Source organism: Pseudomonas sp. Tri1 (genome assembly GCF_017968885.1).
In the GTDB taxonomy this organism is placed as follows: domain Bacteria; phylum Pseudomonadota; class Gammaproteobacteria; order Pseudomonadales; family Pseudomonadaceae; genus Aquipseudomonas.
Genome location: NZ_CP072913.1, coordinates 3,160,139 through 3,186,121, shown reverse-complemented (window position 1 = coordinate 3,186,121; position 25,983 = coordinate 3,160,139). Strand labels below are relative to the sequence as shown.

Here is a 25,983-nt window from a genome sequence, read left to right as displayed (position 1 = left end):
ACAGCGCATCGGCCAAAAGCGGGACTGCCTACGCATTACAGGAACCCGTGTGGGAACGAGCTTGCTCGCGATAGCGGTGAACCAGTCAATACAGATGTCGGCTGACTTGACGCTATCGCGAGCAAGCTCGCTCCCACAGGTTTTTGCAGCGCCCTGGTTCCTCGCGATTATTCGTTCACCTGCATCTGCCCATCCCATCCACCACCCAGCGCAGCGATCAACTGCACGCTGGCAATCAGCCGACTCTGTTGCAGGCTCAGCACGCTGCGTTCATTACTCAAGGCCGTGGCCTGTACCGTCACCACATCGAGGTAGGCAATCAGCCCGGCCTTGTACTGGTTCTGGGTCAGGCGCAGGGACTCGCGGGCGGCATCGAGGGCTTCCTGGCGCACGCGGGCTTCATCCTCCAGCACCTTGAGCTGGATCATGTAGTTTTCCACCTCGCGAAAACCGTCGAGCACGGTCTGGCGATAGGTGGCGACGGTCTGGTCGTAGGCGGCGACGGTGCGCTCGACTTCCGCAGAACGTTGGCCGCCGTCGAATAGCGTCATTGCCAGTTGCGGTCCCACCGACCAGAAACGGTTCGGCACGCTGACCCAGTTATCGTAGGTACTGCTGCTGTAGCCGCCGCTCAGGCTCAGGGTCAGGTCAGGGTAATAGGCGGCCTTGGCCACGCCGATGTTGGCATTGGCGGCCATCACCGAGCGCTCGGCCGAGGCGATGTCCGGCCGGCGTTCGAGCAGCTGCGACGGCAGCGCCACCGGGATTTGCGGCAGCGCCGGGATGTCTTGGGTTTCGGCCAGGTTGAACTCGGCGGGTGGCTGGCCCATCAGCACCGCGATGGCGTTTTCGAACTGGGCCCGCTGCCAGATCAGGTCGATCAGGTCGCCCTGGGTGGTCTTGAGTTGGTTCTGCGCCTGGGCCACCGCATCCTTGCCGGACACCCCGGCGCGGTACTGGTTTTCGGTCATCTTCAGCGAGCGCTGATAATTGTCGACAGTGGTCTGCAGCAGACGTTTCTGTTCATCGATCACCCGCAATTGCAGGTAGTTCTGCACCAACTCCGATTGCTGGCTCAGGCGCATCGCGGCCAGGTCAGCGAAACTCGCCTGTGCGCTGGCTTCATCGGCCTCCAGGGTCCGGCGCAGCTTGCCCCACACGTCGGCCTCCCAACTGACTCCGGCCTGGGCATTGTAGGTGTCGCGGATGCCGCTGGAGGAGCTGCTCAGGCTAGAACTGCTGCTACCGGTGCCCTGGCTGGAGCGGGTCTTGCCCACGGTCAGGTCGACGGTCGGAAAAAATGCGCCACGGGCACTGCGCGCCAGCGCCCGGGCCTGCCGGTACTGGGCTTCGGCCTGGGCGACGGTCTGGTTGGAGGTGTTGAGCTTCTCCACCAGGCCATTGAGTTGTGCGTCGCCGTACAGCTCCCACCAGGCGCCACGGGCCAAAGCATCGCTAGGGTTGGCCTGGCGCCAGCCCTGGGCCTCCTTGTACTGCGCCGGGGCGGCGGCCGGCGGGCGCTGGTAATCCGGGCCGATGGCGCAGGCACTGAGCATCGCCACGCACAGGGTCAGGCTCAACACCCGCGAGCCACGGGCGGTCACCAGTGCAGCGCCAAGGTTGAAAAGCGAACGGTCGGTCATAGCGGAGTTTCCAGGGCAGCATCAGTGCGCACGCCGCGCCAGCGATTGAAACGATGGCGCAGGCTATCGAGATAAAGGTAAACCACCGGGGTGGTGTAGAGGGTCAGGACCTGGCTGAACACCAGCCCACCGATGATGGTCAGGCCCAGCGGCTGGCGCATTTCCGAGCCTTCGGCGGCACCGAGCAGCAGCGGCAAGGCACCGAGGATCGCCGCCAGCGTGGTCATCAGGATCGGTCGCAAGCGCAACAGGCAGGCACTGCGGATCGACTCCAGCGGCGCCTGCCCTGCGCGTTCCAACTGCAGCGCCAGGTCGATCATCAGAATCGCGTTTTTCTTCACCACACCGATCAGCAGGAACAACCCCAACAGCGAGATCAGGCTGAACTCGCCGCCCAGCGCGTAGATCGACAGCAACGCGCCGACCCCAGCCGATGGCAAGGTAGACAGGATGGTCAACGGATGAATGTAGCTTTCGTATAGCACGCCCAGCACCAGGTACACCGCCAGCAACGCCCCGAGGATCATGAACGGCTGGCTCTTCTGGGTGGCGGCGAAGGCGTCGGCGGTACCGGCCATTTTCGCAATGACATCCTCGGGCAAACCGAGCCTGGTGATGGCTCGTTCAATGGCGGCGGTGCCTTGCTCCACCGTCACGCCTTCGGCCATGTCGAACGAGATGCCCTCGGACGCGAACTGGCCTTCATGGCTGACCCGGTCGTCCTCCAGGCTGTTTTCATAGTGGGCAATGGCCGACAGCGGCACCCGCGCCCCGTCAGCGGTAATCACCTGGACCTGCTCGAGGGTCTTGGGGTCCTGGGCGTACTTGGGATTGACCTCCATCACCACCTGATACTGGTTGAGGCTGTCGTAGATGGTGGAAATCTGCCGCTGGCTGTAGGCGTTGTTCAACACGGCGGTGACCATGTCCATGTCGATACCCAGGCGCTTGGCCTGGTCGCGGTCTACCACCAGCGTCACCTGCTGAGCGCCGCCGCCGTCACGGGCGTCGATGGCGGTCAGTTCCGGCAAGGCGCGAAAGGCCGCCACCACCTTGGGATACCACATGCGCAGGGAGGCCAGGTCAGCGCTCTGCAGGATGTAGGAATATTGCGAAGTGGTCTGCTCGCGCCCGCCGCCAAACTGCAGGTCCTGGTCGGCCATCAACATCAACTGAGCGCCGGGGACCTTGGGCATTTCTTTACGCAGGCGCTCGATGACCTTTTGTGCAGAAATATTACGCTCCTTGATCGGCTTGAGGCGCACCAGCATGAAGGCGTTGTTGGTGCCGTTGTTGCCACCAATGAAACCCGCGACGCTTTGCACCGCCTCGTCCTTGAGCACGGCGCGACGGAAGATTTCCATTTTCGGCTGCATCACGTTGAACGACAGCCCATCGTCGCCACGTACGAAACCGATCAGTTGACCGGTGTCCTGCTGCGGCATGAAGGTTTTCGGCACCACTACGTACAACGCGATATTCACGCCGATGGTCACCAGCAGGCTCAACAAGGTCAGGCGCCGATGACGCAGCACCCAGTCCAGGCTGGTGGCATAACCGCGGACCATCCGCTCATTGAGCCGGTGGCTCCAGCGCTGCAAGCGGTTCTCCTGCCCGGGCACATGAGGCTTGAGCCAGCGGGCACAGAGCATCGGTGTCAGGGTCAGCGACACCACCAGCGAGACCACGATGCACGCTGCCAGGGTGATGGAAAATTCGCGGAACAGACTCTCGATGATCCCACCCATGAACAGGATCGACAGGAACACCGCCACCAGCGAGACGTTCATCGACAACAACGTAAAGCCGACTTCTTCGGCCCCCAGGTAGGCGGCCTTCATCGGCGGCACGCCTTCGTCGATGTGCCGGGAAATGTTCTCCAGGACCACGATGGCATCGTCCACCACCAACCCGGTGGCAAGGATCAGCGCCATCAATGACAGGTTGTTCAAGGAAAAACCGTAGAGGTACATCACCGCGAATGTGCCCACCAGCGACACCGGCACCGCCAAGGTGGGGATCAGCGAGGCGCGGAAATTGCCGAGAAACAGGAAGACCACCAGCACCACCAGGGCCACGGCGATCAGCAGGGTCATCTCCGCCTCATGCAGGGTGGCCTTGATCACCGGCGAACGGTCCATGGCCAGGTTCAACTTGACGCTGGCCGGCAGCACGGCCTGCAACGCCGGCAGCTGGGCCTTGATCTCGTTGACTGTCTCGATGATGTTGGCGCCCGCCTGACGGTTGATCACCAGCAGCACGGCGGCATCGTTGTTGAAGAAGCCGCTGTTATAGCGGTCCTCGACGCTGTCGGTGACTTTTGCCACATCCCTGAGCCGCAGCACCGAACCGTCCTGATAGCGGATGATCAGCGTTTCGTAGTCCTTGGCCTTCTCCAACTGGTCATTGGCCTGGACCTGCCACATGCGCCGATCGTCCTCCACCGAACCCTTGGGCCGACGCACGTTGCTGTCGGCAATGGCGGTGCGCACATCGTCCAGAGCCACGCCATACTGATTGAGCAACTGTGGCTCCAGCTCGATGCGTACCGCTGGCAGCGAGCTGCCGCCGATCTGCACCTCGCCGACGCCCGAAACTTGGGAAAGGCTCTGGGACAGGATGGTGGAGGCCAGGTCGTAGAGTTGGCCCTTCTCCAACACATCCGAGGTCAGCGACAGCACCATGATCGGCGCCTGGGACGGGTTGACCTTCTTATAGGTCGGCATACTGCGCATGCCGCTGGGCAGTAGATTGCGCGAGGCGTTGATCGCCGCCTGCACCTCCCGGGCGGCACCGTTGATATCGCGGTCCAGGTCAAATTGCAGGATCACCCGGGTAGAGCCCTGGCTGGAACGGCTGCTCATGGTGTTGACCCCGGCGATGGCGCCGAAGGAGCGCTCCAGCGGGGTGGCCACGGTGGAGGCCATCACCTCGGGGCTGGCCCCGGGCAAGTTGGCCTGGACCACGATCACCGGGAAATCCATCTGCGGTAGCGGTGAAACCGGCAACAGGCCGAAGCACACGCCACCGAGCAGCATGATGGCAAAGCTCAGGAGCATGGTCGCTACGGGGCGGCGGATGAAGGGACCGGACAAGTTCATCAGAAGCCGCCCCAGATTTCAGGCCATGAGCGAGAACCGCCCCCTCGTCGCAGATGCTCCAGCATTCCGGGCGTCGCCGTCATACCCGCACCTCTTTCCCATCAGGCCTGGCAAACCGCCGCCCCAAACGGTCGAAATACAGGTAGATCACCGGCGTGGTGAACAACGTCAGTACCTGGCTCACCAACAACCCGCCCACCATCACCAATCCCAGGGGTTGCCGCAATTCGGCACCGGAACCGGTGGCAAACATCAGCGGCACCGCGCCGAACAACGCCGCCAGGGTGGTCATCAGGATCGGCCGGAAGCGCAGCAGCGCGGCCTGGTAGATCGCCGTTTGCGGGTCCATGCCCTGATTGCGTTCGGCGTCGAGGGCGAAGTCGATCATCATGATCGCGTTCTTCTTGACGATGCCAATCAGCAAGATGATGCCGATGATCGCGATCATGCCCAAATCGTTGCCACTGATGATCAACGCCAGCAAGGCGCCGATGGCTGCCGAGGGCAAGGTCGAGAGGATGGTGATCGGGTGGATGTAGCTCTCGTAGAGCACGCCCAGGACGATGTACATGGTCACCACCGCCGCCAGGATCAGCAGCAAGGTGCTCGACAGCGATGCCTGAAACGCCTGGGCCGCGCCCTGGAACTCGGTCTGCACGCCTACCGGCATGCCGATGTCCTGCTGGACCTTCTCGATTACATCCACCGCATGCCCGAGGGCTACGCCCGGGGCTAGGTTGAACGACATCATCACCGCCGGAAACTGGCCGATATGGGCAATCGCCAGTTGCGCCTGGCGCTCCTCGACGCGCGCCAGGCTCGACAGCCGCACCTGGCCGCCATCGGTGGTCTTGACGTGAATCTGATCCAGCGCCTGCGGCCCGATCCGCTCCCCGGCCTGTGCTTGCAACACCACGCGGTACTGGCTGGCCTGGGTGTAGATGGTGGAAATCTGCCGCTGACCGAACGCGTCATACAGCGCATCGGTGATGTTCGACACCGACACGCCCAGGCGTGAGGCGGCATCACGGTCTATCACCAGGTAAACCTGCAGGCCTTTGTCCTGCAGGTCGCTGGCGACGTCAGTCAGCTCCGGCTGGCGGCCCAGGGCCTCGACCAGACGACCGCTCCAGAGGCTGAGCAACTCGGCGTCTGGCGACGACAGACTAAACTGGTACTGGGTGCGGCTGACCCGATCTTCAATGGTCAGGTCCTGCACCGGCTGCATGAACAGGCGGATGCCCACCAGACGATCCAATTGCGGTTGCAAGCGGGCAATGATCTCGCTGGCACTGTCATCCCGTTCGCTGTGGGGCTTGAGGTTGATCAGCAGCCGGCCGCTGTTGAGCGTGGCGTTGTCGCCATCCACGCCGATATAGGAAGACAGACTCTCCACCGCCGGGTCGGCGAGGATCACCTTGGCCAGTTCCTGCTGACGCTCGCTCATGGCGGCGAAGGAAATCGATTGCGGCGCCTCGGAAATGCCCTGGATCACCCCGGTGTCCTGCACCGGAAAAAAGCCCTTGGGCACGGCCAGGTACAGCACCACCGTCAGCACCAGGCTGCCCACCGCCACCAGCAGGGTCAACGGCTGATGCTTGAGCACCCACTGCAGCTTGCGCCCGTAGGCGGCGATCAGCCAGTCGATCCAGGCACCGCTGGCACGGTAGAAACGGCCCTGCTCCGCTTCCTTGGGCTCACGCTTGAGCAACCGCGCGCACATCATTGGTGTCAGGGTCAGGGATACCACCAGGGAAATCAGGATCGCCACCGCAAGCGTGATGGCGAACTCGCGGAACAGTCGCCCGACCACGTCGGCCATGAACAGCAGCGGGATCAGCACCGCGATCAGCGACAGCGTCAGGGAAATCAGCGTGAAACCGATCTGCTTCGCGCCCTTGAGCGCGGCCTGCAACGGGCTGTCGCCCTCCTCGATGAACCGGGCGATGTTCTCCAGCATGACAATGGCATCGTCCACCACGAAACCGGTGGCGATGGTCAGGGCCATCAGCGTCAGGTTGTTGATGGAGAATCCGGCCAGGTACATCACCCCAAACGTGCCGATCAAGGACAGCGGCACGGCCACCGACGGGATGATGGTAGCGCTGACGCGGCGCAGGAACAGGAACGTCACCATGACCACCAGGACGATGGCGATCAGCAATTCATGCTGCACGTCGGTGACCGAGGCGCGGATGGTCTGAGTGCGGTCGGTGAGCACGGTGACGTCCAGGCCGGCCGGCAGGTTGTCGGTGATGCTCGGCAGCAGGGCCTTGATCCGGTCCACCACTTCGATGACGTTGGCCCCCGGCTGGCGCTGGATATTCAGCAGCACGGCCTGGTTTTCATTGGCCCAGGCGGCGAGGCGTTCGTTTTCGGCACCGTCGACGATCTGCGCCACGTCCTTGAGCCGCAACGGCGCACCGTTGGCGTAGGCCAGAATCAGTTCGGCGTAGTCTTTGGGCGAGGTCAACTGGTCGTTGGCGTCGAGCATCGAGACCCGGGTCGGGCCGTCGAAGTTGCCCTTGGGCTGGTTGACGTTGGAAGCACCGATCAGGGTGCGCACATCCGCCAGGTTCAGCCCGTTGGCCGCCAGGGCCTCGGGGTTGACCTTGATCCGCACGGCCTGGCGCTGGCCACCGGCGATGGTGACCATGCCGACCCCACTGATCTGGGCGATTTTCTGCGCCATACGGGTGTCCACCAAGTCATTGAGCTTGGGCAACAGCATGGTCTTGGAGGTAATTGCCAGGGTCAGCACCGGGGTATCGGCCGGGTTGACCTTGTTGTACACCGGCGGCGCTGGCAGGTCCTTGGGCAACAGATTGGTGGCCGCGTTGATTGCCGCCTGCACCTGCTGCTCGGCAACGTCCATGTTGATGTCGAGGTTGAAGCGCAGGGTAATCACCGACGCGCCGCCGGAACTGGTGGACGCCATCTGCGTCAGGCCCGGCATCTGCCCGAATTGGCGCTCCAGGGGAGCGGTCACCGCGCTGGTCATCACATCGGGGCTGGCGCCCGGGTACAGGGTCATCACACGAATGGTCGGGTAATCGACCTGGGGCAATGCCGATACCGGCAGCAGTCGATAGGCGATCAGGCCAGCCAGGACGATCGCCAGCATGCTCAGGGTCGTGGCGACCGGACGAAGGATGAACAGCCGCGAGAGATTCATGCGCCGCCCTTTTTCGCCTTGTCGGCGGCCGCCGGTTCAGTCGGGGTCGCCGCGGTTTTGCCTTGCAGGTGCTCGGTCGGCGTGGTGGGCACGTCCTGGCTGTCGTTGACCACTTCCACTTCGCTACCCTCTTTCAAGCGGTCGGTGCCTTCAAGCACGACCCGGTCGCCTGCCGCCAGGCCTTCAGTCACCACCGTGTGCTCACCGTCGCTGGCGCCAATCTTCAACTTTCTGATGGTGACCTTTTTGTCACCCTCCAAGGCATAGACGAAGGTGCCGTTGGTGCCGAACTGAATGGCGGCGGTCGGCGCCAGGACCACGCCTTTGAGAGTGTCGGCCAACAGGCGTACGTTGACGAACTGGTTGGGGAACAGCGACTGGTCGCGGTTCTCGTAGCGGGCCTTGAATTTCAGGGTGCCGGTGGTGACATCAATCTGGTTGTCCAGGCTTTGCAGTACACCACTGGCCTGGAGTTTCACATCGCCACGGTCCCAGGCTTCGACCGGCAGTTTCGCCCCGCTGCGGTAGCGGGCCAGCACCGTGTCCAGGCTGTTTTCCGGCAGGGTGAAGACGACGCTGATGGGTTGGGTCTGGGTGATGACCGCCAGGGCCGTGGTATCGTTGGCTGCCACCAGGTTGCCGACGTCCAGTTGCCGCAGACCGACCCGGCCGGAGATCGGCGCGCGGATCTTGGTGAACTCCAGGTTGAGCTTGGCATCGTTGACCGCCGCCTGGTTGGTCTTGACCGTGCCCTGGTACTGGCCCACCAGCGCAGCGGCGGTGTCGAGGGTCTGCTTGGCAATGCTGTCCTCGGCATACAGGCCGCGATAACGCTCAAGGTCCACCTGGGCATTCTTCAATTGGGCCTGGTTCTGCAGCAGCGTGCCTTCGGCCTGGAGCAAGGCGTTCTGGTACGGACGCGGGTCGATTTCGACCAGCAGGTCCCCGGCCTTGACCATTTGCCCTTCTTCGAAAGCAACCTTGACCAGCTCACCGCCCACTCGGCTGCGCACATTGATCGTATTGAGGGCCGTGACAGTGCCCAACGCCTTGTAGTACAGCGGGAAGTCCCCGGTGACCGCTGGGGCCACCCGCACCGGGATCGGCCCCGTTGCCCCGCCAAACCCGGGCCGCATGCCCCCGGAGCGCCCCATGTGTCCGGCCGCAGCCTTCTGCCCTGCCCCGTTTTTTTGGTCCGGACCGGCGGGCCAGAATTTCCAGGCCAGCAACGCGACGACCAGTATGACAAGCAGGCCGAACAGCCAGCGACGGGAATGACGGGAAACAGAGGATTGCATGGAGTGATCAACCATTGGGCGCGTGGGCTTCTTTTACGGGAGGCTGAACGATAAGCACTGGCGGGTATTTAGCAAAGCGCCTTTACCGGCAATTTACCTTTGGCTTACGCGTCGCATAGTCGGCTAAGGCCTTGAAACACAAATGAAAACGGCCTGGACATGACCAGGCCGTTAATAATTGTAATAAATACGTTACTTAAGCACGGCGATCGCAGCGTCGTAGTTCGGCTCCTCACCGATTTCCTTGACCAGCTCGCTGTGCAGCACGGTGTCGTTTTCATCCAGCACGACCACGGCACGGGCGGTCAGGCCTTTCAGCGGGCCGTCGGCGATAGCCACACCGTAGTTTTCGATGAACTCACGACCGCGCAGGGTGGACAGGTTCTGGACGTTTTCCAGGCCTTCGGCACCACAGAAACGCGCCTGGGCGAATGGCAGGTCGGCGGAGATGCACAGCACCACCGTGTTATTCAGATCATTGGCCTGAGCGTTGAACTTGCGCACGGAGGTGGCGCAGGTCGGGGTGTCGACGCTAGGGAAGATGTTCAGCACTTTGCGCTTGCCGGCAAAGCTCGCCAGGGTGACGTCGGACAGATTACCAGCCACCAGGGAAAAGGCTGGTGCCTTGGAACCGGCTTGCGGCAACTGGCCGTTGACTTGAACCGGGTTGCCTTTGAGAGTGACTTGAGCCATGAATGAATTCCTTCTGACATGTTTGAAAATGGTGGAGGCCGGAGTTAACCATGAAATGGTTCTGCGACCTATGGTTGGACATAAAAAGTCATGGCTTGGCGGTGTTGGCGCTATTTAGCCTTGAGCTTTAAAAACGACTGGTGCAAATCAGCCGCCCAGCCATCGATGACGCCTTTGACATCATCGGGCTTCATCACCTGGGACTCGTTGGACAGTGGCTTGCCTGTACCCTTGCGCACCACCTGGGCGACCACTGCATGGCTGCCACCGTCGAGGAATACCGCTTCGGTGCCGAGCGTGGTTTCCTGGTCGCGAATGCCACTGGCAGTGCTGACGGCGGCGGCCACCAGTGCAATCGGAACCACCTCATAGGGTTTCAGGCCTTCGGTCTTGCTGCTGACTGCGGTAATGGCTGCGCGCATCACCAATACTCCCGGCCCGGGCGCGGTTGCCAAGGGCAAGGATTTGCCCGCTTCGCGCATGAGCGCCTGGTCGTAGTAAGCGGTGATGCCGGACAAGGTCGCCTGGGGGATCCTGACAGTCGGCTGCGGCTTGGGATAAAGCTGTGTCGGTTCGATGTAAAGGCTGGTGTACTTGCCCGGATCGATCTTGGGATCGACCCAGCGCATGACCTCGGCCCCCGACGGCGACTTTTCCTCCTTGAGCCGACTGTAGTCCCCCAGGAAGCCGGAGTATTCATCCGGCTGAGTGACCTTGCTGGAACAACCGGCCAGGGCAAGCGAGGCGATGCATACGGCGCCAATCATTGACGTGAATTTCATGCTGTCACTCCTGTAAGCCACACGAGAAGAGGCCGGGAATTACAGGTATAGCCAATCGACGGTTTTTTGCCTGCCCCGAGAGAGGAAGTGTTTCAGCCCCGCTCGCGCGGTATCAGGCTTTGCAACTGCTGTGCGAGAAAGTCTGCGTCGAAGGTAAAGGTGTCCGGGTCCTTCAGGCCATTGGTCCGACGCCATTGCCACTGCATCGAAGGTGGCTGGCAAACCAGCGAGATGCTGCCGTAACGCGTGGCAGTCAGCCCCATGATCGACAAGGAAATCTGCCCACCCGCGCCCATTACATCGGGTACGAACTCCACGGGCTTGCCGGTAATGGATACGGTCAGTTTTTCTGTCTTGAAGGGGGACGTTTCAGCAGGAACACTCGGCCCATGCGCCACGTACGCCTCGCGGTTCAACTCCAGGAGGTTCGGCGCCACGACGGGAGCCAGCCACCGCTCGATCTGCCCGTACAACGCCTCGATCTGCTCTGCCCACACCGTTGCCTGGGCCTGGTGCTGTTGTTTCTTGTGCGCCTCACTGTCGGCGTAGTGACGAAGCATCTCGCCCAATTGCTGTACATCGTCCATGCGCTGTTCCTCGAATAAGGGCTTGCTGCGAAACGCGATGATGACAGGTTCAAGAGGCCGCCGTACGTAAAAGCCACTTCGCCCGACCGCAGATCCTTCAGCGTAACCGCGCCATGGCCAGGGTATCCACCCAGCGCCCGTCACGCACAGCATAGTCGCGCATCAGGCCTTCGGTTTCGAAGCCGAATTTTCGATACAGTCCAATGGCGGCCTCGTTGTCCGCGTAGACCGTCAACTCGACCCGACGCAGATTCATCCAATTGTCCGCCACGTCCAGCGCGGCGGCCAGCAGCATCGAGCCCACGCCCTTGCCCTGCCAGGCGACTGCCACACCCATGCCCAGACTGCCGCAATGAGCGCGACGGATGCGCGAGTACTGCTCCAACCCGAGATTGCCGATGACCTCGCCCTGATGCAGCGCCACCAGTTTCACCAGGCGTTCGTCATCCACCGCCAGGCGCTTGCGCCAGACGTCGGTGGACTGGAAAGGCATCTGTAGCACCTGGCGGGTTACCGCCGGATCGTTGTAGAGCGCAGTGACCCCGGTGATATGGGCTTCGGTGAAGCGTGCGAGGGTGATCGATGACTCGGACATGCGGCTCCTCCCTGGAGGGATGACAAGGCCAATCACTATAAGCCTCCAATCCTCCAGGCTGCCAGCGCCCCTTGTGGGAGCGAACCTGCTCGCGATAGCGGTGGTCCAGCAATATCAACATTGACTGACATGCCGCCATCGCGAGCAAGCTCTCTCCCACGGGTTTATCGCGATGCCAACTAGGGTTGAAACCACTCCCTGCGCTCATCCAGTGTGTGGTGAATCAGCTCGACGAGCATCTGCACCTCTGGCGAATCTTGGGCCTGGGTGTTGACTGCCATCCACAGGTGGCGCTGCATTGGCGGGCCGAACAGTCCCGGCAAGGCGACCAGACCTCGGTCGAAGTGGCGCATGTACTGCGGCAGCAGGCCGATGCAGGCGCTGCAGCGAATCATCTCCAACATCAGCTCGTAGGATTGCACCTGCACCACACCCGCACGGCGTTGCTCCAGCAGGGCGTTCCACGGCGCGAAATTGTCCACCTGGCGGTCCGCCTGCCATTGCACCAGCATGTAGTCGTTCAGGTCGTCCAGGCAGCTGGGGCGGGTCGCCAATCTTGAATAGCGTTTGGCGATGTGCGGCAGATAATCCAGGCGCGCCAGCCGTTCTGGCGCCAGCGTGGAGAAACTCGGCCCAGGCACCGTGACATGGGCATCGCTCAACCACAGCACCAGGTCGGCAGTGACAGCCTGCAGCGCCAGTTCGCTGTCCAGGGTGATGATCTGCAACCGCACGCGGGCATTGCGGCGCAGCAAGGAGATCAGGTCACGGCCCAGGATGTCATGCAGGATCGACTCGGCCACGGCCAGGCGAATCAGCGGTTGATCGGTCAATGGCAGCGGGCCTTCATGGGCCTGGGCGATCAACCGCGCCTGTAATTGCCGGCCTTCACGACTGAGGGTCAAGGCGCTGCCCTCGAAGCTGAACAGCGTGCATTGCAGCCGCGCCTCCAGATGTGCCAGTTGCTTGCGCAACCAGGTTGCCTTGACGTTGAGGCTGCGGGCCGCTTGCATGAAACAGCCGCAACGGGCACTGACCAGAAAACACTGCGCCACCTGGGGTTCGATAGCGCTGGTCAGTGCCAGCCAGGAGACGGGGGCACGCAACGGCGTGCGATAGGGGGTGACAGCCTGGCGTCCTGCGGGCTCGGTGAATGACATTGGTGACTCCCTGTCAGTTGTACGAATAAGCGGGGGCTGCGCGATCGCTTCCAGTTACAACATATCCCCTGTGGTGAGGGGATTTATCTGTGGGAGCAAGGCTTGCCCGCGATGAAGATGGCGCGGTCGCCCAGGGAACCGAGGCGCTTGCATCGCGAGCAAGCTTTGCTCCCTCAGCCCAGCGGTGGGGTACGACGTTTCGCTAAGTCCCCTCTCCACAAAGGTGTTCACTTCTAAAATTGTCGAGGCTAAAGCGCCTCTTCCAACACCTTGCTCAACTGCGCCCCATCAATGCTCAAGGTCGCGGTATCGAGCATGCCGTCCAGATAGGCCTTGGCGATCTGCTCCTGGCGCTGGGCGCGCAAGGCCTGGGTCAGGCGTTCGCGGACTTCGTCCAGGGTCGCCTCCCGGGCCGGTTGCAGTTCGGTGAGCTTGATCACATGGAACCCCGCCGCGCTCTGCACCGGGTCCGATACCGCTCCGACTTTCAACCGAGCCACCGCCTCACGCACTTGCGGAACCAGTTGCTGCAGTGGCTGCAAACCACTGTCGCCACCACGCTCGGCACTGGCGCGATCCTGGGAAAAGCGGCTGGCCAGGGCAGCAAAATCGGCGGGCGACGACTGGGCTTTTTTACTCAGTTCCAGTGCTTGCCGGCGCACCGCCTCTACCGTTTGCGGCTCGGTCGCCGCCAGGAAAATCTGACTCACGCGGTACAACGCTGGCGCGGTCCAGTTGGCTTTGCCGGCGTCGTAAGCCTGCCTCAACTCTTCCTCACTGGGATACTCGGCCGGCACCTGGCTGACTGACTGCAAGTAGTCGCGAAAGACGATTTGCTCGACGGCAGCCTGCGTCTGGCGCTCCACTTCCGGACGCTGCCGCCAACCCTGGGCATCGGCTTGCTCCAGCACGGCTTTTTCCGCCAGCCGCGCCCGGATCCAGCCCTCCAGCGCGGCCCGATTGCCACGCATTTGCTGGCGAACCTCAGGGGCCAGGGTTGCAAGCAACGCCTTGAGTTCATCGGGGCTGACTTGCTGGTTGCCCAGCCGCGCCAGGCTTGGCGCGTCAGCCGCAACCACGCTGACGGTCTGTACCGCGGCGACCGGATCGCTTCCCGGCCGCAGACCAAGCACCAGCGCCACGGCGATCAGCCCCAGCGCCGCGGCGCTGATGACGAAGGTTGGTTTTTTCACGATGCGACGGCCTCTTCCAAGGAGACCTCGACGGGCTCGGCGGGGGGTTGCATCCGCGCCGCGTTCTGGCTGTACTCACGCAGGTAGACAATAAATTCCTGCAACAGGCGATCCCATAGCTCCAGATGGCTGCGCAAGTGATCGGCGCTTACGCCTGCCGCGACCACCACGTCCATTTCCATCACCAGGAATTCACCCTGCAGCGACAACCGGGCAAAGCGGCGCGAGGCGTTCCACAGTTCCGCCAACCCGGCCGGTAACTCGCCTTGCACGCGTAAGGCGCAGCTAAAGGTGAAGTCCAGGTACTCGCCCGCCGTCGGCGTCAAGTTGCCGAAGCGCACCGCATACCCGATGCCCTGGCTGGCGCTGAGCAACTGCACGATACCGTTCTGCTCGGTTTCGTTGACCCGGTATCCAGCGGCCTGCAACAGTTCGGTCAAGGACTTTACCGAGACGTGTTCGATCATTGAAGTCATGTCGATTCTTCCTTGCTAATCAGTGAGTGATCGAGGCCTGGGGCGCATCGAAACGGTTCTTGTAGAGATCATCGCCAAAGCCCTGGGCCAGCTCCTCGAAACGCACCCGAGCCCTGGCCGCGAACGGCTGGCGGATCTTCATGATGTCGGTCACATCGATGGTTTCGTAGGCATGCAGCAGCGTCTTGGCGACTTCGTACATTTGCTGATTCTTGACCGAACATTGCTGCACTTGTGTGTCACGCTCGGTCAATTGTCCCTCCAGGCGGGCCCGCTCGGTCTCTTTGCCACGGGCCAGGGCCAACAGCTCTTCATAGGCTTTCTTGAACTTGCCGACCTGTTCGTTGCTGGCCGCCACCTGCGCCTGGGCCTGGCTCTGCAGGTTTTGCTGCTGCCCGGCCAGTTGTTCGATCAGGGCCTGGGCCTTGGTCAGTTGCGCGGTCAATTGCTTGATCTGTGCCTGGGCCTCTTTGGCCTGGTTTTCCGCAGCCTGGCGAGCGGCGCTGGCCTGGGCCTGCTCGCTCTGCAGGGCTTGCAACTGCGCGGTAGTACTGCGCAGTTGCGCCCGTAGCCGCTCCTCCAGCCCTTCGCCGTGAGCCATGCCGCTGAGCAGCAGGCCCAGCATCAGCAACGCGGTCGGGCATTGGTATTTGGCTCGCCTTTTCATGAGGCCTCCCAGCGCTTAAAAGCGCGTGTTGATTTCAAGCTGCAAGACATCGATGTCGTACGGCGCGCCGTACACCGCTTCGGAACTCAACCAGCGACCGGTGGCGAAGACATTGCTCGCCAGGCCATAGTTGCCGCCCAGGAAATAACCCTTGGCGTTGGTGCCGCCCAGATGGAATGAGGAATCGTTGAAACCGTCGGGCAAGGCGTCCGGCTGGATGTACTTGTAGCCGGCGAACAGGTTCCAGTCGCCCTCACGCTTGAGTTCCAGCGAGTTGCCGAGGGTGAACTGGAGCATCCAGGCGTTGGCGCCGCTTTCCACCTCACCATTTTCGTCCAGGTTGTTGGCGAACTGGCCTGCCGAGCGCTTGCGCATCTCGCCCTCGTCGTAGCCCAGGTTGTGGACGTAGTGGGCCTGGCTGCGCAGCTTCAGGTCTTCGGGCAGATCGGTGTCCCAGGCAAGGTTCAGGTCCAGCAGGTTGAACTCCGAGGCCAGGCCGACGTATTGCGGCTGTGGCGTGGTGGACGGGTTGAGGGGATTGGGCGTGATGTCGCGCAGCAGGAACACCGTGTTGCCCCTTTGCATGAACGCCACCCGCGATCCGTCGCTATCGCAGCCTGGATCACCGGCCCAAGGCTCACACGGTGAAGAGCGCTGGCCCTCGATGTCGTCGAAGCGGTAATAGGCCACCGCCCCCTTGATCCGGTTGCTGTCGTTGATCGCCCAGTTGGCTCCCAGTTGCGCACCGTATAGCCACTTGTTGTCGCTCTCTTCCTTGTCGCTACCGTTGCTGGTGCTGGTGTCGTTGGTGTACTCCACCGGGAATGCACCGACGGTGCCGAACAGGCCCCAGTCCTGATTGAGCTTGTGGTTGAAGTTCGCCGCCACGCCATCGAAGTTCAGATCACCGGAATACAACAGGTCAGTGGAGAAAAACGGGTTGGCGAAACGCCCGCCGGTCAGGGTCAATTCGTCCGAGGGCTTCCAGGTCAGATAGCCCTGGTCGAGCCAGATGTCCTTCTTGCCAAAACCGCCACCGAGGGTCTGGGTGGTGGACACCGGGTTGTTGTCCGAGCCGGTGCCGATGCGAATGCCCGCGGTCCATTGCGGAGCGATCACGGCCTTCATGCCCAGGCGTGCGCGCAGGCGGAACAGGTTTTCCCGATCTTCGCGGGTATTGAGCAACGGCGGCAGGCTGGAGCTGCTGTTGGGGTTGACGTCGTACGGCCCCTTGTCATTGAGCCGGGCAAAGTCGACGATTTCGTTGCTGTTGGCACCCGAGTAATAGCGCGACTCATCTCGAAGGCGAATGTCGCCATCAAAACTGATACGCGATACCCAATCCGGGAAGGTGTTGGGCTGGGCCCAGTTTTCCTGCTTGGCGGTGGCCATGACTTCTGCCTTGACCTGGTCGCGGATCTGTTCGCGCACAATGTTCGGCACGTATTGCACCCGCACGTCCCCCGGCGCACCGGCCGGCGCTGCGGCAACCGCCGTGGCCGCCTGGCGGGCCTGCACGGCTTCCCGTTCGGCCTGGGCGATCAAGCCATCGGCCTGGTCCTGCTTCAACACGCCCTGCTGCACCAGCAGGCGGATCAGATTGATCGTGGCGTTTTCCGAAGGCGCCGGGGCGGCCAACGAGTGCTCGGACAGGCCCAGAACGATCAGGCCGACTGCCCACGACAATCGATTCACATTGGAAATCATCTGCACACAACTCCTGTTGGCAAGCTGTCAAATAGTCGGTTAACCCGGACGCCGTCCCTGCAAGGACAGGCGTACAGGCAAAGTCAGGGAGGCCGGTGGCCGTTCACTCAAATGGGGTGCGGTACGCAGGGCTGAAATCACCTGTTCATCCACTTGCCGGTTGCCGCTGGACTTGACCAGCTCGACCCGGGTGATTTCGCCCACGGCACTGAGCCAGACGTCGGCCTGCAGCGAGAACGCCAGGCTGCGCAGGTCGGGGTTTTCCCGCAGCAGACGCTGGAAGGTGAACGCCAGGAACTGGCTGTAGGTGCCATTACCCAGGCGTCCGCCACCGGCCCCGGCCATGCCGCCCCCCTTGCCGGCGCCGATGTTGAAAGCGTCATTGCCAGACTGGGCATCACCATCCATCTGCATCGGGTTGGCCAGGTCATCCACCGGCGACGGTGGTGCTTCTTCCTCGGGCTTGACCTCTTCGGGTTCCGGGGGCGGCTCTGGCTCGACCACCTTTTCCTCGACCTGAGGTTCCGGCTCCTTGGGTTTCTCCGGCGGTGGTGGCGGCGGAGGCGGTAGCGGGATGATGGTCGGCACTTTCGGTGCTTCACGCCGCACACCACTCATGTCGTTGGCCCACTGCCACAGCAGCCAGGCCGCCACGGCACCGAGCACCAGGCCAGCGGCCCACATGAGCAGGCGCAGCGGCGAGGTCTTCACCGGGGGCGGGTTGATGGGAAGTCTGGCGGTCATGATCAGCCCTGGCTCGGTTTGCCGGTCACCAGACCGACCTGGGACAGTTCCAGGCGCCGCAACAGATCCAGCACTTCGATGACCTTCTGGTACTGCACCGTGGCGTCGCCGCGCACGATGATCGGGAAGTCCGGGTTCTGGGCCTTCTCGATGCGCAGGCGTTCTTCCAGTTCGGCCAGGGTCACCGGATAGGCATCGAGGAACACCTGCCCGCCGTCATTCACCGAAATCGCCTTGGTCTTGGCCTCGGACAACGACACCGAAGCGCTGGCCTTGGGCAGGTTGATCTGGATACCCGACACCTGCGCCGTGGCGGTGAGGATGAACATCACCAGCACCACCATGAGCACGTCCACCAGCGGTGTGATGTTGATGCTGTCGACCGCCGCATCATCGTCGTCATCGTGTGAAGCGTTTACGCTAGCCATGGCGATTTCCTCAGGCCGGTACGGACGATTGGGGGTGATGGTTGCGGCGCTGCGCCGCTTCACCGGACTGGCCCTCGCCGTGCATCTCCGCCAGGCGCGTAATGAATTCGTCGACGAAGACCCGCATGTCGGCGCTGACTTCCTTGTTGCGGGTGATCAGGCGGTTGTAGCCAAACAACGCCGGAATCGCGACGAACAGGCCCATGGCGGTGGCGAGCAAGGCTGCGGCCATGCCCGGGGCGATGGCGTTGATGTTGACGTCACCGGCCATCGCCGTGCCGAGGAACACCACCATGATCCCCAGCACCGTGCCGAGCAGGCCGATGTAGGGGCCGCCGGCAATGGCGTTGGACAGGGTCGAGAGTTTCGAGCTGAGCTGCTGGTTTTCCCGGGTGCGCACGCCGTCCATGGAGCAGCGGATCGCCTCGATGGTGGCGGCGGACACCGACGAGGTATCGGCGCCCTGCTCGCGGCGGGTGCGGATTTCCTTGACGGCCACCAGGTACAAGCGCCACAGCGACGAGTGTTGCAGGCGCTGGGCGAGGTCCTGGTCGTCGGCGAACATTTCCAGGCGTGTGCCGATCCTGGCGAACTGTTCGCGGAAGGCTTCGTTGGCCGCGCTGAGACGGCTGACCATGCGGTTCTTGCGGATCATGATGATCCACGACTGGAACATCATCAGCACCAGCACCCCGATGATCACCCAGGCGTCCAGCGGCACGGCCTTGAGCAGGAAACCCAGGCTGCCGAAACCGAAGCCGGACTGCTCTTCATCGACCCCGTAGGCCACCAGTTTCGATTCGGCACCCTGGGCATTGGCGTCGGCCAATAGCAACGGCGCCGGGCGGGCAATCTTGGACAGGCGCGCTTCGTCCATGGCCCCGCTGAAGGGTGCAAAAGCACCGGTGGCCACATCTGCGCCCAAGGCAATCGGCGCATTGAACGCTGGCATCGCCACCGCCAGGCTCGCGGTTTCACGCCCGTTGACGTACAGCACGACCCGGTCGCCCGAGGCGGTCAACGCCAGGTGCTGCCATTGGCCGGGATTCAGCGGCTGGGTCGAGACCGCTCGCTGGTCATTGATCGCTACGAACGGCACCCCCTGGTTTACGCCAATCAACAGGCTGGTGGCGGCTTCGCGACGGGCCAGGACGATCTGTTCGCCGCTGGCCTGGTCCTGGCGCAGCCAAGTGCTGAAGGTGAACGCCGCGCCAGCACTGTGTTGCAACGAAGGGCTGGCCGGCAACAGCAACGGCTGGCCGTTGAACTGCAAGGCATGGCCGATCACACCGTCGATGCTGGTACCGACTGCGCCCTGGGCATTGTTGCCGTAGGCCGTGGTGTCCCGGGGCGGCACGCCGGAGGCGCTGTCGAAGTGATACAGCGCGGTGTAGTCCGGGTCGAAGGTCAACTGGCCGCTGCCGGTGGCCGGGGCCTTCTGGTTACCGTAATACATCCACAGGTCCTGACGCTGGCCGCCCTCCACGCTCGGCACATCGACCCAGATCAGCGCCATGCCCATCAGCGGGTCGAAGCTTTCGATCTGGTGATTGAGCACGGTCTTGTCATCGGCACTGACAAAACGCAGGTCCGAGCCGTCGTCCTTGACGCCGTCGAAGGTGAAGTTGCCGGTGTGCAGGCGTACCAGCAGCGCGGTGCGTCCCAGGGCCTGGGCGATGGCGGCGCCCTGGGGCGTGGTGTCCACCGAAATCTGTTTGCGATAGTGCCAGTCGTCCTGCCACCAGGCGTTGGCGGTCGCCGGAAGCACCAGCCCCAGGCAAATCAACAGGGATAACAATAAGCGTTGCATGGACATGACTCCTGGGTTCAAAACGTCGCTTGCAGGTTGAAGTGCAGGCGCGATTCCTGTTTCGAGGTGTTCGGCCCGTCGAGCAGCGGGTAGCCCCAATCGAGGCTGCCGGACAGCCATTTGCTCAGGCTCGCGCGGGTGCCGAGGCCGATACTGGCAAGGCTGTAATCGGCTTCCTGGTCGGGCAGTTCGTCGCGCAGGTACAACTGCGCGCCTTCGGCGAAGGCATAGAAGCGCCACTCTTGGACGTAGCTGCCGAGGAACTTGGCGAGCGATGGTGTGCGCAGTTCCTGGGACAGCAGGTAGCCGTCGTCCCCGGTGCGCTCGGCGGCCAGATAGCCGCGTACCGAGGTGGCGCCACCGGCGGAGAATTGTTCGTTGGAAACCAGCGGCCCGGAGGCGAGCTGGAAGGCGGCCTTGGAGGCGGTTTGCCAATCGTTGGCGAAGGTGAAGGTGTAATTGCCGTCGCCCTTGAGCACCGCGAAACTGGGGCTGGCGCGATAGCGCTTGTAGTCGAACTCTTCGTCGTTGCTGCCATAGCCCAGCAGGCTGCGAGTACCCGCCACCAGGCTCAGGCCCAGGCCCAACTGGCTGGTTTCGGTGTAGCGAAAGCCGTTGTAGGCAAAGGTGAATGGCGCGTACTTGAGCGGTGCCTTGTCGCTGGCGCCGCCAAAGTTGAGCTCTTCGTCGAAATCCTTGAAATCCACCCCGACCGAAAAGCTGTTGGCCCATGCCCCGCTGGAAGGCAGGCTGTAGATCGCCGACACCCCGTAGGAGTGACCTTTGCCCAAGACGTTGCTGCCGCCGACGGTCGCCACGTTGCTGTCGGATTGGTAACCCGAGAACTGCACACTCCAACGTTCACTCAGCGGCGCGGTGTAGGAACCCGACCAGACTTGGGCGTTCTCGGTGTCCTGCGGCGCGGTGAAGAAGGTCAGCGAAACGCTGTGGCCCAGTTGCCAGAGGTTGTTGTAGCCCAGGCTCGCGACCGTACGCAGCTTTTCGGTGTCGGCGCTGTAGTCGTTATTGAGTCCCAGGCTGGCTTGCCAAGGGTTCTGGTCTTCGACCTGTAGATCGACGTCCATGGTTCCGGGTCGCTGGCCTTCGCGCACCAGCGGCATGACCTGGCGCCCCGGGGTCTTGTTCAACTGCGCCAGTTCTGCCTGGACCTGGGCGAAATCGGGTACCTCGCCCTCCTTGAGAGCTGGCACGTCATCTCGGATTTCGACGGGCGAATAGTGCTTTGCGCCCACCACTCGCACCCGGCCGACCTTGGTTTCGCTAACTTGCAGGTAGACGATGCCGTCTTCGACTTTCTGCTCTGGCAACTCGACGAACACCGATTGATAACCGCGCGCCTGATAGGCCTTTTGCAGGGCTTCCCGGGCGCCTTCAATGTCGCTCAAAGCCCTTTGTGGGCCGAGGAACGGGTACACCGCTTCTTCGATGGCCCGGGCATCGAGCACGGTGTTGCCGCGCACGAAATACTCGTTCACGTCCACCAGGCGCGCCGGCGCCGCTTCGGCCTCTTGCCCTCCTTCTGCGGCGAATGCCGACGGCCCCCCGACCGCCAGCAGCAGCCAGCCCCACAGCGCCGGCCGCGATTTGAAGAAATGCTCCACACCACCCCCTGAATTCAAAGTACGGCTCAATTGCTTGCGGTCGATGTCGTGGCGTGCCGGGCCAGCCAGGTGTGCAGCAACGCGAAGTTCAAGGAGAACTCCGGCATTTGCAGCAAGGCGCCACAGAACACTTCACCAATGATTTTCTGGATGAGCCGCACTGCCCGCGCGTCGCCCAGCAGCGTGGCGAGGTCTTTGCTCAGGACGTTGAAGCTCCAGACCTTTTGATTCAGGTCCAGGCCGACGAACCAGCGGAACAACAGGTTGTAGTTGAGCTGTTCGTAGAGCTGCTGCTCGCTGGGCACCGAATAGAGCAGCTGCAGCAAGAGGATGTGCATGGCGGTTTGTGGCGCGATCAGCATCCTGGCGTCAGCATTGAGGCCTTGCAGCACCTCGCGATGCTCATCCAGCAGGTCGTCGATCTGCGGACGCAGCAACACCAGTGAATGGCCCTGCGGGATGTAGCTGGACACTTCCTTGAGCGCACCCTGCCAGTCATCCTGGGAAACGATCCAAACCCACGGAGCACCATAGCGATACACCGAGACCGGCTGCTTGCGCGCCGCTTCGACGATTTTCGACAGCCGCTGGTCGAGCTCCTGCATGCCCACTTTCGAATAACGTTCCATAGTTCCCATCGCCTCACTCCCGGCTTCGCGCCCCGGTTCCAAAACGACCTTGCAGGCCCCCTTGAACACGTCACACAGGCATGACGGGAATGGCGATGTGCTACCGAACTTTTGTCATGAAAGCTTCATTTGGTGGGTACGCGGGGGGTCAGGGGTGACGGCTGATTTTTGTGGGCGAGCGAGCCTGCTCGCGATGGCGGTGAGTCAGCTTGCGGCGATGTTGGCCGGGCGACCGCCATCGCGAGCAAGCTCGGCTCCCACAGGGGTTCTCGGGTGTTCATCCATTTGATGTTCACCACAAATACCCTGTGGGAGCGAGCCTGCTCGCGATGGCGGTGGATCAGTTGGTGGTGATGTTGGATGGGCTGCCGTCATCGCGAGCAAGCTCGGCTCCCACAGGGGTTCTCGGGTGTTCATCCATTTGATGTTCACCACAAATACCCTGTGGGAGCGAGCTTGCTCGCGATGGCGGTGGATCAGTTGGTGGTGATGTTGGATGGGCTACCGTCATAGCGAGCAAGCTCGCTCCCACATGGGGTTCTCGGGTGTTCACCGATTCGATGTTCACCACAAGTACCCTGTGGGAGCGAGCCTGCTCGCGATGGCGGTGGATCAGTTGGTGGTGATGTTGGATGGGCTACCGTCATCGCGAGCAAGCTCGCTCCACAGGGGTTCTCGGGTGTTCATCGATTCGATGTTCACCACAAATACCTGTGGGAGATTCTATGTTGCAGGGGAACCCTGCAACCGTGAATTTGGTTGGTATTCGCTCTGATTTTTCATCAGGGCGAATGCTACCCGACACAACTTGCGGGCAAGGATAACCAAGGCCTGAGTTCTGGCCAGGCCTCGTGCCAAGAAGGCCTCATAGTAAGGTTTCCAGGCAGGAGACCGACAGGCCGCCATCGCGGCGTTGTGCGCCAGGCGTCGTAGCTCCCCGTCCCCTTTTTTGCTCAAGTGACGAGGACTGTGCTTCTTCCCTGAGTCTTTTGGACGCAAATCCATCCCCAAGAAAGCAATGAATGCATCGCCACTGACAAAGTGACCGCGCATGAATGCGGTCGCCAAGCCAATGGCCGTCAGTTCACCAATCCCTTCAATGGCTTTGCAGCGGTTGATGTTTTCAGTGATCCCTACCGCTTGGCTGGCCTCACGCATTAGCTTCTGAATGGCCTGATCGGACTCTTTGAAGACCTCCAACTGCCGGGCCAAGATGTCCTTTAGGCACGGTTCGTTCGAAAAACTCAGCACGATACTGACACGGGCCTTGATGAGTGCCGCACGTTTTCTAAGCAGGTTTTTTAACACTTTGTAGGCTTCTGGAGGTGGGCTCCAGATACGCAGCCTTGCTTGCTCGTTCGTTAGATAACGAGCCAGCAAACGCGCATCACAAGGATCAGTTTTAGCCCGCAGCCCAATACTTTCACGGTAATGGGCCACCCGATAAGGATCCACAACGTAAACATGAAACCCCATTCCATGGGCCAGCTCAGCTGTGTCCAGGTGATAAAAACTGGTGGCTTCCAGCGCAATCGAGCTTTGGGCTGGTAGCGTTTTGAGCCACCGGCCAAGAGCTTCGCGATTGTTGGCGATGGCTTGAGTGATTTTCAGGTCTTCGCGGTAAACGACGATTTCGGCCTTCGCTACATCGATACCAATAACCGTTGGTGAGTTAAGGATTGTCATGACGAATCCTCGGAGCTAGGGTTTAGGTGCTTGTCGGGGTCTACCTTTGCGCTGGCTTGCCTCTATCGTCGGTTTTACCGATGAATTCCTTATCGGCGCTTTAGGTAGAAAGGGCGGAACGAGAAGTCTCCCACGGTCCGTACTGGCTAGAGTCGGAATCGAGCTTTTAGTCCCGCCCACCCCTTCAAGTCTAAACATACAAGCGAGCCTGCTCGCGATGAGGTCTTCAGGTTTACTGGGCTACTGGTGCTGCACCTGCACCATCGAACTCACCTGCACCCTTGCCAACATCTGCTCCGCCCCACCACCTCGGCGCATGCCGCGTACCGGGCAGGCGTCGAGGTAGTCCAGGCCGACCGCCAGTTTCAGGTGGCGGTCAGGTCGGGTCAGGCGGTTGGTCACGTCGAAGCTGTACCAGCCGTCGTCCAGCCAGGCTTCGGCCCAGGCGTGGCTTGCCAGGTGGCTTTCATCTTCGGTGCACAGATAACCGGAGACGTAGCGGGCCGGGATACCCAGGCTGCGCGCGCAGGCCAGGAACGCATGGGTATGGTCCTGGCACACCCCGCTACCGCCGGCAAACGCCTCGGCGGCGGTACTGCTGACCGCCGTCGTGCCCGGGCTGTAGGGCATCCGGGCAGCCAGGCCATTCATCAAGTCGGTCAGCGCCGCACGATCGCGCCGTGCTCCACATTGCTCCACGGCGAAAGCGCCGAGCGCGTCATCGGCCTGGGTCAGACGGCTGGTGCGCAGGAACGGCAACGGCGATTGAGTGTCCGTCTCCCTCTCCACCGTCTGATCGATTTCCACCTGACCATAAGCCGTCAGCACCAAGGCGCCGTGGGGTTCGTCCATGGTCATCACATGCAGGATGTTGCCGTATGGGTCGATCTGGCTGCGCACCAGTCGCGGCAGCTCCAAGTGCCACTCAAGGATGCGCTGGCGCTGGCTGTCCTTGGGGGTCAGGCGCAGAAACTGAATGCTGGTGCAGACTTCATCGGCATAGCTGTAGGTGGTGTCGTGGCGTATGGACAGTTTCATACGACCTCCAGATAAGACTCATGAACGGTCTGGCCCAAGTGACGGATCTGGCCAATGAGGTCGGTCAACCATTGGTGCAGGCCCGAGGCGAGGATCTCGTCGATCCCGGAATAGCGCAGGCGCGCATTCAGCTCGGCGGCCAGACGCTGCGCCGGCCTGCCGTTATTGCCCGGCAGGCTGGCGAGGATATGGTCCAGCTCCTCGATACAGGCATGCAGCGAGCGCGGCACATCGGCGCGCAGCAGCAACATCTCCGAAACCTGCTCGGCATTGGGCGCATTACGGTAGATTTCGTTGAACGCCTCGAACGAAGACAACGCCCGCAGCAAGGCACTCCACTGGTAATAGCCACGCGCCGAATTGTCGCTGACCTCCTCCGACTCCTCGCCGAACATTTCGTAGCGTGCATCCAGCAGACGCAAGGTGTTGTCCGCCCGTTCGATAAAGGTCCCCAGGCGAATGAAACAGTAGGCATCGTTGCGCATGATGGTGCCCGACGTCGCACCACGGAACAGGTGCGAGCGCTCCTTGACCCATTCACAGAAATGGCTGATGCCGTAGCGGCCCAAGCCGTTGCTGGCGATGTTGCGCATTTCCAGCCAAGTGGCGTTGATGTTTTCCCACATGTCGGCGGTGATACGCCCGCGCACCGCATGGGCATTGGTCCGGGCGGCCCGCAGACAGCTATAGATACTGCCCGGGTTGGTTTCATCCAGTGCAAAGAAATGCAGCATGCGCTCAGTGTTCAGCGCGTCATAACGCGCGTTGTAATCGTCCAGCGTACCAGCCGCCAGCAGCGACATCGCCAGCTCGGCATGCCCATCGCTGCGCCCGGCCTGGGGCATCAGCGACAGCGAGTAACTGACTTCGAGCATGCGCGCCAGGTTCTCGGCGCGCTCCAGATAGCGGGACATCCAATAGAGGTCAGAAGCGGTTCTTGAAAGCATGT

20 protein-coding genes and 1 pseudogene are annotated in these 25,983 nt (G+C 62.0%); all 21 read right to left on the bottom strand.

Annotated elements, in window-relative coordinates; translation table 11 throughout:
• Positions 1 to 167: 167 nt before the first annotated feature.
• The gene (locus J9870_RS13600) at positions 168 to 1,643 is read right to left on the bottom strand and encodes an efflux transporter outer membrane subunit (protein ID WP_210644816.1); all 1,476 of its coding nucleotides are present in this window, start codon (positions 1,641 to 1,643) and stop codon (positions 168 to 170) included.
• A complete protein-coding gene (locus J9870_RS13595; RefSeq protein ID WP_210644814.1) occupies positions 1,640 to 4,744 on the bottom strand; it encodes an efflux RND transporter permease subunit in 3,105 nt (1,034 codons plus the stop codon). Before J9870_RS13595 ends, J9870_RS13600 begins: the two co-directional genes overlap by 4 nt.
• A gap of 79 nt (positions 4,745 to 4,823) precedes the next feature.
• Complete coding sequence (locus tag J9870_RS13590; RefSeq protein WP_210644812.1) at positions 4,824 to 7,919, bottom strand: MdtB/MuxB family multidrug efflux RND transporter permease subunit; 3,096 nt, start codon at positions 7,917 to 7,919, stop codon at positions 4,824 to 4,826.
• On the bottom strand, positions 7,916 to 9,232 hold the full coding sequence (locus J9870_RS13585; RefSeq protein WP_210644810.1) for an MdtA/MuxA family multidrug efflux RND transporter periplasmic adaptor subunit: 1,317 nt from the start codon (positions 9,230 to 9,232) through the stop codon (positions 7,916 to 7,918). The genes J9870_RS13590 and J9870_RS13585 overlap by 4 nt, the downstream gene beginning before the upstream one ends.
• A 177-nt stretch (positions 9,233 to 9,409) precedes the next feature.
• The gene (gene tpx, locus J9870_RS13580; RefSeq protein ID WP_210644808.1) at positions 9,410 to 9,910 is read right to left on the bottom strand and encodes a thiol peroxidase; all 501 of its coding nucleotides are present in this window, start codon (positions 9,908 to 9,910) and stop codon (positions 9,410 to 9,412) included.
• A gap of 110 nt (positions 9,911 to 10,020) precedes the next feature.
• Positions 10,021 to 10,692, bottom strand: coding sequence for a DUF3313 domain-containing protein (locus tag J9870_RS13575; RefSeq protein WP_210644806.1), 672 nt, complete (start codon positions 10,690 to 10,692; stop codon positions 10,021 to 10,023).
• 92 nt (positions 10,693 to 10,784) lie between these two features.
• Entirely contained in the window at positions 10,785 to 11,279 is a 495-nt protein-coding gene (locus tag J9870_RS13570) for a hypothetical protein (protein ID WP_210644804.1), read from the bottom strand.
• Positions 11,280 to 11,376: 97 nt separating this feature from the next.
• Positions 11,377 to 11,874 carry a GNAT family N-acetyltransferase gene (locus tag J9870_RS13565; RefSeq protein WP_210644802.1) on the bottom strand — a complete coding sequence of 166 codons (498 nt, stop codon included), beginning with the start codon at positions 11,872 to 11,874 and terminating at the stop codon, positions 11,377 to 11,379.
• Between the two features lie 179 nt (positions 11,875 to 12,053).
• Positions 12,054 to 13,034, bottom strand: coding sequence for a LysR family transcriptional regulator (locus J9870_RS13560; protein ID WP_210644800.1), 981 nt, complete (start codon positions 13,032 to 13,034; stop codon positions 12,054 to 12,056).
• Between the two features lie 248 nt (positions 13,035 to 13,282).
• Positions 13,283 to 14,227 carry a peptidylprolyl isomerase gene (locus tag J9870_RS13555; protein ID WP_210644798.1) on the bottom strand — a complete coding sequence of 315 codons (945 nt, stop codon included), beginning with the start codon at positions 14,225 to 14,227 and terminating at the stop codon, positions 13,283 to 13,285.
• The gene (locus J9870_RS13550; protein WP_210645258.1) at positions 14,224 to 14,709 is read right to left on the bottom strand and encodes a YbjN domain-containing protein; all 486 of its coding nucleotides are present in this window, start codon (positions 14,707 to 14,709) and stop codon (positions 14,224 to 14,226) included. The genes J9870_RS13555 and J9870_RS13550 overlap by 4 nt, the downstream gene beginning before the upstream one ends.
• A gap of 13 nt (positions 14,710 to 14,722) precedes the next feature.
• Entirely contained in the window at positions 14,723 to 15,370 is a 648-nt protein-coding gene (locus tag J9870_RS13545) for a DNA repair protein (RefSeq protein ID WP_210644797.1), read from the bottom strand.
• A 15-nt stretch (positions 15,371 to 15,385) separates the two neighbouring features.
• Positions 15,386 to 17,077, bottom strand: coding sequence for a putative porin (locus J9870_RS13540; RefSeq protein ID WP_210644794.1), 1,692 nt, complete (start codon positions 17,075 to 17,077; stop codon positions 15,386 to 15,388).
• A 39-nt stretch (positions 17,078 to 17,116) separates the two neighbouring features.
• Positions 17,117 to 17,821: an energy transducer TonB gene (locus J9870_RS13535; protein ID WP_210644792.1), complete on the bottom strand. Its 705-nt coding sequence runs from the start codon at positions 17,819 to 17,821 to the stop codon at positions 17,117 to 17,119.
• A gap of 2 nt (positions 17,822 to 17,823) precedes the next feature.
• Positions 17,824 to 18,249: a biopolymer transporter ExbD gene (locus J9870_RS13530; RefSeq protein ID WP_092348164.1), complete on the bottom strand. Its 426-nt coding sequence runs from the start codon at positions 18,247 to 18,249 to the stop codon at positions 17,824 to 17,826.
• Positions 18,250 to 18,259: 10 nt separating this feature from the next.
• The gene (locus tag J9870_RS13525) at positions 18,260 to 20,059 is read right to left on the bottom strand and encodes a MotA/TolQ/ExbB proton channel family protein (protein ID WP_210644790.1); all 1,800 of its coding nucleotides are present in this window, start codon (positions 20,057 to 20,059) and stop codon (positions 18,260 to 18,262) included.
• Positions 20,060 to 20,076: 17 nt separating this feature from the next.
• The gene (locus J9870_RS13520) at positions 20,077 to 21,681 is read right to left on the bottom strand and encodes a ShlB/FhaC/HecB family hemolysin secretion/activation protein (RefSeq protein WP_210645256.1); all 1,605 of its coding nucleotides are present in this window, start codon (positions 21,679 to 21,681) and stop codon (positions 20,077 to 20,079) included.
• 191 nt (positions 21,682 to 21,872) lie between these two features.
• A pseudogene (locus J9870_RS29515) lies at positions 21,873 to 22,010 on the bottom strand (transposase); the annotation flags it as partial.
• Positions 22,011 to 23,033: 1,023 nt separating this feature from the next.
• Complete coding sequence (locus J9870_RS13510; protein ID WP_210639263.1) at positions 23,034 to 23,996, bottom strand: transposase; 963 nt, start codon at positions 23,994 to 23,996, stop codon at positions 23,034 to 23,036.
• 240 nt (positions 23,997 to 24,236) lie between these two features.
• Entirely contained in the window at positions 24,237 to 25,034 is a 798-nt protein-coding gene (locus tag J9870_RS13505; RefSeq protein WP_210644788.1) for a transglutaminase family protein, read from the bottom strand.
• The gene (locus J9870_RS13500; RefSeq protein ID WP_003201699.1) at positions 25,031 to 25,981 is read right to left on the bottom strand and encodes an alpha-E domain-containing protein; all 951 of its coding nucleotides are present in this window, start codon (positions 25,979 to 25,981) and stop codon (positions 25,031 to 25,033) included. Before J9870_RS13500 ends, J9870_RS13505 begins: the two co-directional genes overlap by 4 nt.
• Between the last annotated feature and the right edge of the window lie 2 nt (positions 25,982 to 25,983).

What these genes read in the sequence shown, in the direction of transcription:
- J9870_RS13575 (WP_210644806.1), bottom strand. Translation starts at nt 10,692, where the DNA reads ATGAAATTCACGTCAATGATTGGCGCCGTATGCATCGCCTCGCTTGCC.
- J9870_RS13545 (WP_210644797.1), bottom strand. Translation starts at nt 15,370, where the DNA reads ATGAAAAGGCGAGCCAAATACCAATGCCCGACCGCGTTGCTGATGCTG.
- J9870_RS13600 (WP_210644816.1), bottom strand. Translation starts at nt 1,643, where the DNA reads ATGACCGACCGTTCGCTTTTCAACCTTGGCGCTGCACTGGTGACCGCC.
- tpx (WP_210644808.1), bottom strand. Translation starts at nt 9,910, where the DNA reads ATGGCTCAAGTCACTCTCAAAGGCAACCCGGTTCAAGTCAACGGCCAG.
- J9870_RS13540 (WP_210644794.1), bottom strand. Translation starts at nt 17,077, where the DNA reads ATGATTTCCAATGTGAATCGATTGTCGTGGGCAGTCGGCCTGATCGTT.
- J9870_RS13530 (WP_092348164.1), bottom strand. Translation starts at nt 18,249, where the DNA reads ATGGCTAGCGTAAACGCTTCACACGATGACGACGATGATGCGGCGGTC.
- J9870_RS13590 (WP_210644812.1), bottom strand. Translation starts at nt 7,919, where the DNA reads ATGAATCTCTCGCGGCTGTTCATCCTTCGTCCGGTCGCCACGACCCTG.
- J9870_RS13525 (WP_210644790.1), bottom strand. Translation starts at nt 20,059, where the DNA reads ATGCAACGCTTATTGTTATCCCTGTTGATTTGCCTGGGGCTGGTGCTT.
- J9870_RS13565 (WP_210644802.1), bottom strand. Translation starts at nt 11,874, where the DNA reads ATGTCCGAGTCATCGATCACCCTCGCACGCTTCACCGAAGCCCATATC.
- J9870_RS13585 (WP_210644810.1), bottom strand. Translation starts at nt 9,232, where the DNA reads ATGGTTGATCACTCCATGCAATCCTCTGTTTCCCGTCATTCCCGTCGC.
- J9870_RS13510 (WP_210639263.1), bottom strand. Translation starts at nt 23,996, where the DNA reads ATGACAATCCTTAACTCACCAACGGTTATTGGTATCGATGTAGCGAAG.
- J9870_RS13560 (WP_210644800.1), bottom strand. Translation starts at nt 13,034, where the DNA reads ATGTCATTCACCGAGCCCGCAGGACGCCAGGCTGTCACCCCCTATCGC.
- J9870_RS13595 (WP_210644814.1), bottom strand. Translation starts at nt 4,744, where the DNA reads ATGAACTTGTCCGGTCCCTTCATCCGCCGCCCCGTAGCGACCATGCTC.
- J9870_RS13570 (WP_210644804.1), bottom strand. Translation starts at nt 11,279, where the DNA reads ATGGACGATGTACAGCAATTGGGCGAGATGCTTCGTCACTACGCCGAC.
- J9870_RS13500 (WP_003201699.1), bottom strand. Translation starts at nt 25,981, where the DNA reads ATGCTTTCAAGAACCGCTTCTGACCTCTATTGGATGTCCCGCTATCTG.
- J9870_RS13535 (WP_210644792.1), bottom strand. Translation starts at nt 17,821, where the DNA reads ATGACCGCCAGACTTCCCATCAACCCGCCCCCGGTGAAGACCTCGCCG.
- J9870_RS13505 (WP_210644788.1), bottom strand. Translation starts at nt 25,034, where the DNA reads ATGAAACTGTCCATACGCCACGACACCACCTACAGCTATGCCGATGAA.